We start from the raw sequence: 13,916 nt of genomic DNA on the forward strand, positions 1-13,916 counted from the left end.
TAATGCGGGCGCCGGTAACAGCGGTTTCAAGTTCTGTTCAAGTTTTGTCAAGTTTTATCACGCTCATTCACAATGGTTTCTGAAATAAATGAATTGCAGCGTTGCAAGACGGTCATTGAAGATAAGCTGGGCTGGGGCCCGGCAGGCGGCTGGCAGACGGTCGATTTCGAGAGCCTAAGCGAGCTGATCCTGAACGAAACCGGCGTGTCGCTCAGCACGAGCACGCTGCGACGCATATGGGGCAGGACAGAGTATAACCACTTGCCGAGCGGCACTACGCTGAACACGCTCGCGCGATTTGCAGGTGCGGGCGACTGGCGCACATTCGTAAAAGAAAACAGGACGGTTAATAGTGAGCCGGACGAGGTGCTTCCCCTTGCGGCGATCTCGCAAAATGGCAGATGGTGGAAGAGGCTGGCGTGGATCGCCTCAGCTGTTGTGGTGGTTATTCTGGCCAGTATGCTTGCATTTGATAAGGGAGAACCGCAGTTGGAAAAGCGCGCTTACACTTTTGAAAGTCGCTCGGTAACACGCGGTATTCCCAATTCCGTCATATTCACTTACGATGCATCGGCATCTCCGACGGATTCGGTATTCATCCAGCAATCCTGGGATGATAGGAGGCGAGTACTTGTCGATAAAAACCTTCACAAGCATACCTCGGTGTATTATGAGCCAGGTAGCTATAAAGCTAAGTTGGTGATCGGAGATCAGATTGTGCAGGAGCATAAGCTGCTCGTTGGAACCGACGGCTGGTCTGGGCTGATTGATCGACCGAAAATGCCGGTTTATTTGAAAAGTGAGGAGTTCCTGCATGCGGACGGCATCAGGACAAGCACCGAAGTCATTGAGCAGAAGAACATCGCATTGCAACCCGAGCCGCCCTTAATCAAGTATTTCAATGTCGGCAATTTCGATCCGGTAGCGCTCAGTGATTTTTCATTTTCAACCGAAATTAAAAATCAATACAACGAGGGAGCGGCAGCCTGTCAGTTGACCTATATTTCCCTGCTTACCGATGATGCGCCCATTGTGATTCCATTGTCGGCAAAAGGGTGTGTTTCAGATCTCTATCTGATGAGCGTGGACGATTACGTATCGGGCAAAAAGGCGGACCTGTCGGCGTTGGGAGTTGATTTTTCGGATTGGGTGCGTGTATCGTGCGCATCTTCGGGCGGGAAGATGCGCTATTCGATCAATGGTAAACAGGCTTTTGAATTTGCAGTTCCGAACCGCCCAATCAAAGTTCTGGGCCTGGCGTTTGGCTTCCGCGGCACCGGCTCAGTGAGGAATGTTGCGCTGCAATCCGGCGGTAAACCGGTTTTTGAAGCATTGTAAAATCAAAGCCCCGGCATTAGCCAGGGCCTGATTTAATTATGCATCAACTTGAATATCTTGACCGCTCCGTCGGCCTGTTCGAAATGGATGTAATACATGCCGATTGGGTAATGCCGCATACTAATGGTCAAAGCGGGAGAGGTGACGGGCCGGGAAAGCATTACAATTCCCGAATGACTGATCATCCTGATATTGCTCACTTTGCGGTTTCGAACGACAATGCGTAACAGATCGTCGACCGGGTTAGGGTAAACCTCCGCCCACGAAAAATCGGGGAAGCTCACCGAACGGATGCCGCTGAATGCAAAGCTGCTGTCGGTATCGACCATTTTCAGCCGGTAGTAGTTCAATCCGGGTTCAGGGATACTGTCGGTGAAAGTGTAATTCCGCCCGGTGTTGCTTTCACCTGCTGCGTCCATCTTCCCGATCATGCGCCATTCACGGGCATCGGTGCTCCGCTGAACGTCGAAATGGGCGGTGTGGATTTCTTCGGTGCTTTGCCATTCAACTAGTGCCATAGCCTCTTTTTTCTCCACCTCGAAGTATGCCAGTGTTACGGGCAATGGATCGGAAACAATATCGACTTTGACTTGCGCAATGTTCGAAAGCTGCCCTGCCTGATCACTCACAGTATAGCCGATCGTCACCTGACCTTTGAAATCACGATCAGGGGTATACGTTACCAGCCCATTGGCGCTCGTCACCGTCCCGGACGCCGGGCTCTGAACGACTGCCAGTGAGGTCGGATTGAATGCCGCACATTCTGAAAGATCGTTTTTCAGCACATCGATTACTAACGGTGTATTTACTTTCCCCAACGCAATATCATCAACTGCCGAGGGATTGTGATGCTTGACCACGATGTAAACCGACTCCCCGGATTCGCAGCCGTCGGCATTGACGCCAACTGCTTTGTAGGTGCCTTCGTTTTTCACGAGCAGCTCGGCTGCGGATGTCCCTGTAATTACCTGATTGTCCAGAAACCATTCGTAGCGCACCGCGCCGGTAGACTCGGCCCTGATTCGCAGTGTGGCGTCCTTGCACATGAATACCTCCCTTACCTGGCTTTGCGCGCTGGCCCAGCCGGATACGAGAAGCATCCATATGAAAAAGGAGTAGCGCATGACTGCCGCTGTTTGTTTTTTTAGGTCAACCAAATCAGTTAAGCGTAATGGCAGGAACAGTTGGTACCGGCAGGTTATGCAGGATTTCTTTCGTTCCACCGATCACGGAACCGGTCAGTTTGGATGCCGTCGGAATAAAATCACCTGTGGTAGGGAGCACGTAGCTGACCAGGGCGCTGTATATGCCGGCTTCTGTCACATTCAGGGATGAGCCAGTTTGTCCGCTGATTACGGATCCGCCTTTGCTCCAAGCAAATGGGGAAATGGTTACGCCGTAGGTGTCAAGGCCGGTTGTAGCCGAAACTGTCGCCGAAAGGGAGGCTGCGACCGTTTTATCGGTACAGAAATTCTCTTTATCAGCCGTAATACTCACTGTCAGGGTAGGGAGTACAATAATGGTGTGTTCCACAACATTGGATAAACAGCCATCAAGCACTTCTATAACTCCCAGCGTGATTTTATGAATGCTGGGTGACGTGACGGCATCCGAGAAAGTGTGGGTGAGCACTCCGCCACTTGCCTGGTTGAGCGTTTCGATAACCTGACCGGCGCCCGGATCGAGCGTCCAGAGATACTGGTAGAAACTGGAGCCGGCCGCAGGCGATAGCGAGAACGATTGTCCGTTCACTACATAGTAAGTACCGGCTTTGGAAACTTGCGCCAGGCAAGAGAAGAACATAACTGCAAGGAGAGTGGTAAACAGTTTTTTCATGATCGTAATGATAAAAATGAACAGTTATAAAGGATGGTTTGAATTCAGAGTGATCAGGGATTGAGCGCCACGCCCGGCGAAACCGGAGGGCTCGACACGACGATATCCACTTTCTTGCGGGGCGAGGCAATGCAGCCTGAACCCGACTTGGTAATGTCCACATAATAGGACGTTGTGCCGGGCGTGTTCAGGCCAGTGGCTGTCCAGTTTTGTACTGCTGAAACAGAGCCGGTACCGTGCGCGGTCGTATACCAGGTGTACGAAAAGCTGCCGATTCCGGAAATGCCCAGCTGAGGCGCAAGGGCCGACAATGCCGCCGTACCGATATTACTGCAAGTTGCAGGAGCAGTTGCTGTTGGAACGTCCGGAGAACGTCGTACGTCATGAATGTTAAGGCCATTGCTGCCAAGCCCGACGCCGAGTGCGCCGATGTTGAGATCGAGCTCTAACCTGTCAAATATTACAGAGGTACCTCCTGCGTTCTTGGGCGCGAAATAGAACGCTACCTGGTTGTTATTTCCGCCCAAAAGTCCCAACAAGTCGGCATCCAACAGCGCGTTGACCAGCGTAGAAGTTCCCACCGGCGTGCTGCCATTGTAAGCTTGCAGCGTAATGCCCGAAGCCAGGTTCACAGCCAGGAACGACCCGCTTTGAGACAGGATAACACGCACGGCATCGGCATTGTTGGATACGCCATTGAAAAAGAATGTCTGTTTAATATGTCCGCTGAGCAGGGCCAGGCCAGTGGACACAAAAGAGGACTTGGAACTTACGTCATTATCAATGGCATTTCCGGCGTTTTGAACATCGAAGCTCCCCAGGGTGAGGCCGGAATAGTCTTTGGTGGAGACATTGGGGCTACCGCAGTCGGCGACGTTGAAGGGGTAGGGATTAGATGTATTGGTGGCTCCCGGCCCGTAGAACGCATAATAAACCTGCAAGGTGTTTGTTCCTAATGCGACAGGCGATGATAGCTTGGTCCGGATGTACTTAAATGTAGCAGTAGGCGTAATGGCTAGAAATACCGAGCCGTCGGGCGTGTAATAGGTTTTGTAATCGGCAGATTGAACGGTTACCTGCACACCATTTTTGTCATGTGCAGTAAGTTCAACACCTCCGCCGAGCAATGCGCTGGTATTGTTGTTGGTACGAACATACACGGTCACAGGAGCTCCTGTACTGGCGGTGACTTCCGCGGGGAATTCGAGCTGAATCCATGCCGAGGAAGTACCCACCGTACTCGTGGCCGTGAGCAGTGCGTAATTATTGTTAGGTTTGATATTCCCGGTCGTGTTTCTGGCATTGTCGGGATTGGCCACCGAGAAGCTGCCAGTGAGGCCGCCTCCTGCGGCAGTGCCTCCATTGGTTTGCTTGTCGGGATATACGGCATTGGAGGGTTGAGCAATACAAAATGGCACAAATCCTCCCATGCAGGCCAGGGCCAGCAGTAGTTTCAGGTAGAATTTTATCAAATTACGGGGAAGGTTTTAAATTTTACAACTAGTTCTACAAATATATAATCGAGGTTGATATATCCAAATTATTTCTACAAAATGAAAGCGTTGAATCACAACAAATATCTTTTAGATGGTGCCAGATATTTGATTCTGCGAAAAAAGGGATCAAAATGACTAACTTCGGCGCTTTCAACAGACTTAACTGCTCCCAGTGAACAACGATTTTTTCAGCCTGCGAACCGTGAATGTGCTTCGCTACCTGACCCCGCTCCGGGAGGGTGGTTCGCTACCCGCCATTGCGGAGGCCGATGACGACTTTCTTTATGTATTAAAATTCAGAGGGGCCGGGCAGGGTACCAAAGCATTGATTTCTGAGCTGATAGGAGGCGAGCTTGCCCGTTTCCTCGGACTCAGAGTGCCCGAAATCGTGTTCGCCAACCTCGACGAAGGTTTCGGAAGGACTGAGCCCGACGAAGAAATACAGGACTTGCTCAAAGCGAGCACCGGCCTCAATCTTGCGATGCATTACTTGTCCGGCGCCATTACATTTGACCCGGTTGTGACGAAGGTGGAGCCGCGGCTGGCGTCCGAAATCGTCTGGCTCGACAGTTTTCTGACCAACGTCGATCGTACCGCCCGCAATACCAACATGCTGATGTGGCATAAGGAGCTCTGGCTGATCGATCATGGCGCGGCGCTTTATTTTCACCATTCCTGGCAAAACTGGGGGGAGCAGGCGCAAAGGCCGTTTGCACAAATAAAGGATCATGTGCTGCTGCGGAGCGCGTCCATGCTGGAAGAGGTGAATGCTGAATTCAGCGAACGGTTGGCCGGCGGCATTATCCCGGCTGTGGTATCTCTTATTCCTGACGATTGGCTGTTGAGGGATTCGCCATTTGAGTCAGCCGAAGAACACCGGCAGGCCTACATTTCTTATTTGCAGGCCCGCCTGTCAGCATCTGAAATCTTTGTGAAAGGAGCTCGGGATGCCAGATAGATTTTTATACGAATATGCGGTTTTGCGCATTGTGCCGCGTGTAGAGCGGGAAGAATTCCTGAACGTGGGTGTCGTATTGTATTGCCCTTCGCGAGGTTTTCTTTCGTGCATTTCAGAAATTGACGTAGATCGTTTGAGTGCTTTTGCGCGGGCGACGGATTTAGCCGAGGTGGAGGATTACCTCCATGCATTCAGGCAAATCTGCGAGGGTAACCGGCAATGCGGTAGCCCTATTGCTGCACTGCCCGCAGCATCGCGGTTCCGGTGGCTTACTGCCACCCGCAGCACGGTTTTGCAAACATCCAAAGTCCATCCGGGTTTTTGTGAGAATCCACAAGAAACGTTGAACCGGCTCTTTGTGCAGCAGGTGAAGTAGGCTTTCATTTCAGTTTCAGGTATTGTTGTACCAGTTCTTTTTTACGGCGTGAAATCTCAATTCGCGAGCCGTCCGACAGCAGCAGAAACTGGTTGTTGTGCGTTATCTGTTTGATATACTTCGGGTTCACGAGAAATGGAGGACCGTGTAACGAGTGTGTGTTATTATATATTCCGGACGCCGGTTTGTGCGTTCGGAATTTTTTTGCTTGTGGGGAGTGGGACGTTCCGGTGTACTTCGAAGTGACTCGCCATCAAGCAATGAGGGTGAATCGATCAATCAGCGGAGATGATACCGGAAAGTAAGACGACAAGGGAGCGTTGACTCGAAATCGGGACTTTGTCTTGGGAGTAAAGAAACTATTCTGTAACTTTTACATCCAGTAGCCCACTTCCGGGCTGTTCCCACCACTCAACGATGGCCATACAATAATTGAGCGCACTACCCGCCACAAGTGACCAAATTTGTACTAAAATTGTGGCCCGACGAAAGTATTGAGTCATATTTGCCGATTTTTCAGTTAGATTTAAAACCTTTGTAGCTTATTTGTGGCAACTATTTCTACAAAAATTATAGTAGTAGAGATAGGCAGAATTCAGTTGCCGTGGGTTGTAGTGTGATATTCTGTACCCTTCTCTTGATAGAAAATGGAATTTATAATCGTAGACGACAGTGTTTTCGATCAGTTTACCCAGGAAAAGCTGCTATTGAAAAGTGGCTTGACCGAAACGGTAAGGACTTTTGGCTCAGCGCAGCAAGCGATAGACCATCTCCGTACCCAGGACGCAGACATGCCTGATACGGTGATTCTACTAGACCTTCAAATGCCAGGTCTCAACGGCTTCGAATTCACCGAACAGTATGGCATGTTACCCAAGGCGGTCCGAAAGCGGATTCGCCTGTTTATGATTTCGTCTACCGTAGATGTTTCCGATATTGAGCAAGCCGAAGCCAATCCCTACATTATCCAGCTCCTCTCTAAACCCCTTGAAATACCGTTGCTTAGAGAGCTTCTCAAATCATAGTTGCTTCCCATCTCCGCCAATTCCACTTGGCATTTTACCTCCAATCGTCAAACGGCTGGTCTGCATTCCCGCAGAATTTTACAACCACAAGAGCCGATAAAATTCCCACGATTTAAATCGAAAGTCCGGCGCGGTTGTGGCTATATTTGCGCTTAGCCACCAATCAGAGACCACAATGCCTTTCCGGAGATTTTTCGTATTCATACTCCTTGCTTTCACAGCAGCTTTGACGATATCTTGTGGCCGACCTGCGGGCACACCTCAGGAGGCTGCGGAAATCCTCACCGCCGTGCCGGAATGGAAGATAGAGGAGATTCTGGTTAACGACGCGGTTACTTTCAAGGACGGCAAAATGACTCAGCAGTTCGGTGGTATCGATTTTCAGCGGTACATGGAAACCGTCCAGGTCAAAAAGGGCGGTGTGTTTTCAGGCGTTTTCAAGGGGGAGTCCACACCTTTTTTACTTAAGTGGCAGGTCAACGATAGCGATATTACTGTTGGTGCACCGGAAGGAAGCGGTAAAGGAGAATGGAAGGTGCGGCCCGATGATGTGCGAAAAGGCTCGTTTGTAATGAAAACACAAAGTACCGCTTACGATTATCCGCGGATGACTACCATTGCCCTGAAGTTCAAGGCAGCACAATAACATTTACCTATACTAAATCACCATGACCAAGCTCGATAAAGCTTTTGAACTTTTTGATGACTACAATAAACGCTCTCCCGAGCGCGTCGTGTGGGAAAATGTAGAATATCCGGTAGAGTATTTCTATGCCCTGAAACTCTACGAATGGGTCACGAAACTGGCCCCGGAGGCAGATGAAAGCCTGCTTCTGGCTTCACGATGCCAGCATATCGGGCGCTGGGAGATTGCGCGCAAAAGCTATCCGGATGGCCGCGTCGGTTACCTCAAATGGCGGAGCGACCTCTCCAAGTATCACGCGGGAATCGCTACTGAAATTCTTGCAAGCGTCGGTTACGACGAGGAGACCATCAGCCGCGTTAAACAGATCGTTCTTAAACAGCGCCTAAAAAGCGACACCGATGTGCAAACCATGGAAAACGCCCTTTGCCTCGTTTTTCTCCAATATCAGTACGATGACCTCATCGCCAAAATGACCGAGGAAAAGATGATTGATATCCTTCGCAAAACCTGGGGCAAAATGACCGACCCGGGACATGAAGCAGCATTGTCGTTGCAGTATAGCGAGGTCGGAAGGGATTTGATATTGAAGGCGCTCAAGGAAGATTGATACCAATTGAATATGTCATGAATGTAAGCGAAAAAGCCAGGTGGAAACCCTGCCCGGCTTTTTCGCTTTGGTTATCCTCACTTCCGGGCTGTTTCCTGCGAGCCGTCCAGGCTCTGCGCAGTTTTTACTAACTGCACAAATTCAGAACGATAACCTTCCTCGTCTTTCCCAAATGCGGCGCGCGCGCGTTGGATCACATCCGCATATGTCGCTTTCCCCTTGTATTCGGAACCACGAAGAAGTAAACCGAACTCCGCTACGGCGCTGGCAAAACGCAGATTTTCAGAACATTTTTCGAAGGCAAGGGTTGCGGCTTTGACGGGTAGGTCGAAAAGAATGCTTTTCTCGCTGTCGGGCTTTTTGTACCGGACTTTGACCGTCATCATTTCATCGCTGTCGCCGGTTGCTCGAACATGATTTTGCTGGTATTTCAATGCCTCGGTGGTGCCGATGTAGGAAGTTTGAACGCCTTTGGGTACAATTTCATAAATGGCCGTAACAGTGTGGCCCGAGCCCATATCTCCGGCGTCTTTTTGATCGTCGTTGAACTCATCATTGCGCAACGCGCGGTTTTCGTAGCCGATCAGGCGATATGCCTGTACATGCGCAGGATTGAACTCGATCTGGATCTTGACATCCTTGGCGATCGTAAATAATGTACCGCCAAATTCCTGTACGAACTCTTTCCGTGCCTCCTGAATGTTATCGATGTAAGCATAGTTGCCGTTGCCCTTGTCGGCCAGGGTTTCTACGTGGCTGTCTTTGTAATTGCCCATTCCGAAGCCCATTACGCTGAGGAAAATGCCCGCTTTACGTTTTTCTTCGATGAGTTTCTGTAACTCGGATTCGTTGGAAATGCCCACGTTGAAATCACCGTCGGTAGCGAGGATTACGCGGTTGTTGCCTTTCGGAAGAAAATGCTTTTTGGCAAGCCCATAAGCCAGTTCGATGCCTTCGCCTCCTGCTGTGGACCCGCCGGCTTCCAGCTTGTCGAGCGCGTCTTTAATCACCTTCTTTTCGCTTCCGGCGGTCGGGGGTAATACCAATCCCGCAGAACCGGCATAAGCTACAAGCGAGATTTTATCCTCCGCACGCAGCTGGTCGACGAGCAGTTTGAAGGCCTGTTTAAGAAGTGGAAGCTTGTTCGGATCGCTCATTGAGCCGGATACGTCGATGAGGAATACCAGGTTAGAGGCAGGCAGATTTTCGGTGGAAACGGTTTTGGCCTGTAGTCCGATGTGTACGAGCTTCAACCCAGGATTCCAGGGCGAATCGGTGGTTTCTGTCGTGATAGCCAAAGGGTGTTCGCCGGCGGGCTGAGGATAGTTGTAATCAAAGTAATTGATCATTTCTTCAATCCTGACCGCGTCTTCCGGAGGCATTTGACCACTATTCAAAAAGCGCCGGACGTTGCTGTATGCGGCGCGGTCGACGTCGACGGAGAATGTGGTCACAGGCTGTTGCCCGACCGACAGAAAGCCGTTCTCATTGATAGGCTTGTAGCTTTCGGTGGGAACCTGCATTTGCATTACAGCGCCTGAAAATGTAGCAGGCGCAGCGGCAACCCGGTTAAATGCCAGCGATTTTTCTGCTTGCCCCGGTTGCTTGGAGTGATCCAGAATCTGATCTGCAAGTTCTTCTGTTTTAAGTGTCGCCTGGGTTAGAGCAACATTCAAAACCGAATCCGAGGTGACCGGCATTGTCAAAGATTTATAGCCTGTCTTTTTGAACACCAATGCCCTCGCCAGGTTGGGTACCCGGATTGCGAAACGGCCGGCGCGGTCGGTGACAGTGCCGGAGCCGCCGCCCTGGATGGAGACATTCACGCCCGCTATGGGCGTATGTGAGCCGTCGGTCACGGTGCCCTTGATAACGCGGTCGGGTAGTAATGCGAATGCGCTCAAAAAAATGGCTAACAGAATGATTACGCGTGTTTTCATGGTTTTCGGATTTTGATATTTATCCGCTGGATGCCCGCCGACAGGTAATTCCATAAAAGTTTTTAAATTTTTTTTATGGAATTTTGAGTTAACCGCATCCAATAGCCACAATGCGGAAAAGACTCCCGGGCACACGTGAAATTTTTGAAATTCTTTCAGGGTAAGGTCAACGAACCGGTGCCGGAGGCCGAGCGGCTTGCGGAGTACCGGCGTAACGGTGACGTTGCGCTGCTGGGAGCATTATACGAGCCTTATATGGATATGGTTTTTGGGATATGTTTCAAATACTTGAGGGAAGAAGAAGAATGTAAGGATGCTGTCATGCAAATCTTTGAGAAAATGGTCCCCGATTTAAGGCAACACGACGTCTCGAATTTTAAAAGCTGGCTGCATAGCGTCGCACGGAATCATTGTCTGATGAAACTGAGGGTATCGCGGGTTGCAATAGGGCAGGGCTCCGAGGAAGACCAGATACAGGAATTGGAAGCTGTCAGCAACGACGAAGTATTTACGCTGGATGGGCAGTTGGATGCATTAGATGGCTGCCTTCAAAAGCTGGTAAATGAACAGCGGGTTAGCATTGAACTGTTTTACCTGCAAAACAAATGCTACCGCGACATCGCCGGGGAGACTGGCTTCGAAATAGGTAAAGTGAAAAGTTATATCCAGAATGGAAAGCGGAACCTGAAAATCTGCATGGAAAGCAATGGCAGTTACTAACGACCATATCCCGGATTTTGAAGACTTCGAGCGCTATTACAGCGGCGAAATGCCTTCGGCCGAGCAGCGCGTGCTGGAAGGAAGGATGCTGGTCGAGCCGTTGGTAGCAGACGCTTATGAAGGTTTTCTGGCGTGGCGCGAGCAACACAGCAGCATTTCGGACGTCCGCTCGGATTTGCGAGAGCGTTTACGTGCGCGTGGGACACTCGCCCGCCGGAACGCGTTGCCATTATGGGCTTACGCTTCGGCAGCGTCGGTGCTGCTTGCGATATTCAGCTACTGGTTTGTGTTTTTGGATGACCAGTCGGTAGAAGTGCAAAAACTTCCGGTTGCAGCGAAACGAGAGCAAGTAAAGTCATTGCCAGCTGGCGTTGCTACGGATGCTCCGGCCGAGGCTGCGTCAGTTTCGGCGAGTCAGTCTCAGAAAATTCCTGGTTCCAAGGCAATACCAACGCCCAAAACAGCATCGGCGCCTTCCGGCCTTGCCGATGCGGAAATTCCGGAGGAGGTAGAGGATATTGCATTGGAAGATTCTTTCCCTGTCAAAACGGAGGAAGTTCAGGCGACACCGCAGCCAGCTCAAACTTTGGCGACATCGGGAGCTGCGCAAGCTGTCGCCAAGTCTATGGCGGACCGCGCCAAGATGCAGCGGGAGCAACCCGATACGCAATATCTGGTTGCTTCGAAACCAGTATCCGCTACGACTAAGGCTTACACTGTAACTGTTCCTGTTGATACGCTGGCAGCTGCTCCTGCAATGGGCTGGACAAGCTACCGCGCATACCTGGGTGAAAATACCGATTCATCGCGCACCACAGGTGCAGTAGTGGTGACATTTTTCGTCAGTTCCACAGGTGCATTGTCCGGTTTTGTCACCAACGGACCCGAAGAGCTTTACAAAGAAGCAATCCGCATTATCAGCAGCGGCCCTGCCTGGGCGCCCGCCCGTTCGAAAGGGATTCCAGTAACATCCCGGGTCGAAATCCACCTTCAATTTCGGCAGGCTCAATAATTCTGTCCAAATCAGATGGTTATCTGGTTACTTGTAGAAGTAATTTTAAAAAATTTCCAAAGTTGGACATTTATTTTTTGCGATCTACGCTGCAGTATTTAATTTTACTACAAGCTCTTAACTACTCATCTCTTGATTTTTTAATAAATCTGAACTTGTAATTTCTCCTGATAGCGGCTTGGTATGCATTTCCTGACGTGGTCTTGTTTAATGCGCTGGCGGGTGATACAATTTTCTGGTTTAAATTTTGTTATGGCAAGTATTATGACTAATTCTACGAAATAATTACTGCTATTTGCACAGTGATGTACCGAATATTTGCCCACTTATACTCAACCTATGGACAATAGAAAGAATCTGTTGATTATAGACGACGAACCCAGCATCACTAAGATACTGGAACATTTTCTCAAGAAGGATTTCGATGTGGTGATCAAAAGCGACGGCTCCGAAGGAATGCTGTGGCTTGAAGAAGGCAATCAGGCCGATCTCATCATTGCCGACCTTCATATGCCCAACCTGAGCGGAAAAGAGTTCCTGAAAGTGGCTAAGGCGAGTAATCTGTATTCAGAGATCCCCATTATCATACTTTCAGGTTCCGACGAAAGCAGCGAGCGCATACAATGTCTGAACCTCGGTGCCGACGATTTTATGGTCAAGCCGTTCAACCCGATGGAGGTGCACGCAAAGATCAACGCCGTGTTGCGGCGCAGTAAACGCTTCTCTTAAAAGACGACGATATCATGGAACTGGCCGGCACAACGACAGAAACGGTAACGGCAGGCAAAACCTACGTTGCCCAGTTCAGGGTTATTTATGTCCATCATAATTTTCAGGAATACCTCCGCTTTACCGAGCGCTTCTCCGAATATCTTCAGGTGGAGTATTTCGACACCCCCGCCGGTGCACTGGGAGCATTAAAGGAAAACTACCCTGCGGACGTAATCGTTGCACACGATGGAAGCGGCGGTGTAGAATTGCTCGATACGATCCGCAACAGTACCGGCTTCGGTAATATCCCATTTGTGTTGCTGGTCGACAGGCTTTCCCGCCAGGCGATCGATTTGGCGCGAGCCAGGCACGCCGACGATGTCTTTTCCGTCAATTTCGACGACGGAGACCTTATCACCCGCATCAAGTACTTCAAAAAGCGGCAGTGGTACGTCGCCAACAAGGCATCCCAGAAAATCGGCTCGCAGGGTCATAAAACACCGCTTTGGAAACGGGCTATTGATGTCGCTACGACCGGCACGGCCGTTATTCTCCTGCTGCCGGTATTCATTATCGTGGCGATCCTGATTAAGCTGGACTCAAAGGGGCCGGTCTTCTATAAATCCAAAAGGGTGGGGAGCGGCTACAAGATTTTTGATCTGTATAAATTCAGAACCATGCGGACGGACGCCGACCAGCTGATCCGTAAAATGGCGGCATTGAATATGTATTCCAAAGCCGAACCCGCTGCTCAGATCGAAACGCAGGGGCTTTGTGACGACTGCCTGGCAGGAAATCAATGCAAAAGTCTATTGTTCCACGACGGCAAGGAGATTTGCGAAAAGCTTTACCAATTCCAGAAAGACCAGAAGGCGGCATTCATGAAATTCCAAAACGACCCGCGCATTACACGCCTGGGAAGCTTCCTGAGAAATTCGAGTATTGACGAGCTTCCGCAGTTGATCAATATTCTCAAAGGCGATATGTCGCTGGTGGGGAACCGTCCCCTGCCTTTGTACGAAGCAGAAAAAATGACCACCGACGATAAAATCCTGCGTTTTGCGGGGCCTGCCGGCCTTACGGGCTTGTGGCAGGTGACCAAACGCGGCAAGGGCAAGTCGGACATGACCGAGGAGGAGCGTACGCAGCTCGACATTACCTATGCCCGGGAATTTTCGTTTAAAATGGATATGGAAATCATCCTGAAAACATTCCCCGCACTGTTGCAGTCGGAGAATGTGTGACGGGGCA

15 protein-coding genes are annotated in these 13,916 nt (G+C 50.3%); 10 read left to right on the forward strand and 5 right to left on the reverse strand.

What is annotated here, in order from left to right; genetic code table 11:
• Positions 1 to 72: 72 nt before the first annotated feature.
• Positions 73 to 1,338, forward strand: a complete 1,266-nt coding sequence (locus tag CLV60_RS09005; RefSeq protein WP_106595062.1) for a hypothetical protein — start codon at positions 73 to 75, stop codon at positions 1,336 to 1,338.
• A 32-nt stretch (positions 1,339 to 1,370) separates the two neighbouring features.
• Here the strand turns inward: CLV60_RS09005 and CLV60_RS09010 are convergent, their stop codons facing one another.
• From CLV60_RS09010 to CLV60_RS09020, 3 genes are read right to left on the reverse strand one after another with little or no spacing between them, the layout of a single operon-like run.
• Positions 1,371 to 2,462, reverse strand: a complete 1,092-nt coding sequence (locus CLV60_RS09010; protein WP_106595063.1) for an Ig-like domain-containing protein — start codon at positions 2,460 to 2,462, stop codon at positions 1,371 to 1,373.
• A 34-nt stretch (positions 2,463 to 2,496) separates the two neighbouring features.
• Positions 2,497 to 3,174, reverse strand: coding sequence for a hypothetical protein (locus CLV60_RS09015; RefSeq protein WP_146151543.1), 678 nt, complete (start codon positions 3,172 to 3,174; stop codon positions 2,497 to 2,499).
• Positions 3,175 to 3,227: 53 nt separating this feature from the next.
• A complete protein-coding gene (locus CLV60_RS09020) occupies positions 3,228 to 4,646 on the reverse strand; it encodes an immunoglobulin domain-containing protein (RefSeq protein WP_106595065.1) in 1,419 nt (472 codons plus the stop codon).
• A 196-nt stretch (positions 4,647 to 4,842) separates the two neighbouring features.
• Here CLV60_RS09020 and CLV60_RS09025 point away from each other — a divergent pair, with 196 nt between their 5' ends.
• On the forward strand, positions 4,843 to 5,628 hold the full coding sequence (locus CLV60_RS09025) for a HipA family kinase (RefSeq protein ID WP_106595066.1): 786 nt from the start codon (positions 4,843 to 4,845) through the stop codon (positions 5,626 to 5,628).
• On the forward strand, positions 5,618 to 6,004 hold the full coding sequence (locus tag CLV60_RS09030; RefSeq protein WP_106595067.1) for a DUF3037 domain-containing protein: 387 nt from the start codon (positions 5,618 to 5,620) through the stop codon (positions 6,002 to 6,004). Before CLV60_RS09025 ends, CLV60_RS09030 begins: the two co-directional genes overlap by 11 nt.
• Positions 6,005 to 6,008: 4 nt before the next feature.
• Here the strand turns inward: CLV60_RS09030 and CLV60_RS34850 are convergent, their stop codons facing one another.
• Positions 6,009 to 6,134, reverse strand: coding sequence for a hypothetical protein (locus CLV60_RS34850; protein ID WP_262510546.1), 126 nt, complete (start codon positions 6,132 to 6,134; stop codon positions 6,009 to 6,011).
• Positions 6,135 to 6,651: 517 nt separating this feature from the next.
• Between CLV60_RS34850 and CLV60_RS09040 the strand changes: the two genes are divergently transcribed.
• The 3 genes from CLV60_RS09040 to CLV60_RS09050 all read left to right on the forward strand — a co-directional run bounded on the left by CLV60_RS09040 (position 6,652) and on the right by CLV60_RS09050 (position 8,282).
• Complete coding sequence (locus CLV60_RS09040; protein WP_106595068.1) at positions 6,652 to 7,029, forward strand: response regulator; 378 nt, start codon at positions 6,652 to 6,654, stop codon at positions 7,027 to 7,029.
• A 226-nt stretch (positions 7,030 to 7,255) separates the two neighbouring features.
• Entirely contained in the window at positions 7,256 to 7,675 is a 420-nt protein-coding gene (locus CLV60_RS09045) for a hypothetical protein (RefSeq protein WP_229210886.1), read from the forward strand.
• Positions 7,676 to 7,697: 22 nt separating this feature from the next.
• On the forward strand, positions 7,698 to 8,282 hold the full coding sequence (locus tag CLV60_RS09050; protein WP_106595070.1) for a DUF4202 domain-containing protein: 585 nt from the start codon (positions 7,698 to 7,700) through the stop codon (positions 8,280 to 8,282).
• 77 nt (positions 8,283 to 8,359) lie between these two features.
• Here CLV60_RS09050 and CLV60_RS09055 read toward each other — a convergent pair whose 3' ends face one another.
• The gene (locus CLV60_RS09055) at positions 8,360 to 10,222 is read right to left on the reverse strand and encodes a vWA domain-containing protein (protein WP_106595433.1); all 1,863 of its coding nucleotides are present in this window, start codon (positions 10,220 to 10,222) and stop codon (positions 8,360 to 8,362) included.
• 135 nt (positions 10,223 to 10,357) lie between these two features.
• Between CLV60_RS09055 and CLV60_RS09060 the strand changes: the two genes are divergently transcribed.
• The 4 genes from CLV60_RS09060 to CLV60_RS09075 all read left to right on the forward strand — a co-directional run bounded on the left by CLV60_RS09060 (position 10,358) and on the right by CLV60_RS09075 (position 13,909).
• Positions 10,358 to 10,942, forward strand: a complete 585-nt coding sequence (locus tag CLV60_RS09060) for an RNA polymerase sigma factor (RefSeq protein WP_106595071.1) — start codon at positions 10,358 to 10,360, stop codon at positions 10,940 to 10,942.
• The gene (locus CLV60_RS09065; protein WP_106595072.1) at positions 10,929 to 11,954 is read left to right on the forward strand and encodes a hypothetical protein; all 1,026 of its coding nucleotides are present in this window, start codon (positions 10,929 to 10,931) and stop codon (positions 11,952 to 11,954) included. The genes CLV60_RS09060 and CLV60_RS09065 overlap by 14 nt, the downstream gene beginning before the upstream one ends.
• A gap of 339 nt (positions 11,955 to 12,293) precedes the next feature.
• A complete protein-coding gene (locus CLV60_RS09070) occupies positions 12,294 to 12,683 on the forward strand; it encodes a response regulator transcription factor (RefSeq protein WP_106595073.1) in 390 nt (129 codons plus the stop codon).
• A gap of 14 nt (positions 12,684 to 12,697) precedes the next feature.
• Complete coding sequence (locus CLV60_RS09075; RefSeq protein ID WP_106595074.1) at positions 12,698 to 13,909, forward strand: sugar transferase; 1,212 nt, start codon at positions 12,698 to 12,700, stop codon at positions 13,907 to 13,909.
• The last annotated feature ends 7 nt before the right edge of the window (positions 13,910 to 13,916 follow it).

It is taken from the genome of Dyadobacter jiangsuensis (assembly GCF_003014695.1).
Classification (GTDB): domain Bacteria; phylum Bacteroidota; class Bacteroidia; order Cytophagales; family Spirosomataceae; genus Dyadobacter; species Dyadobacter jiangsuensis.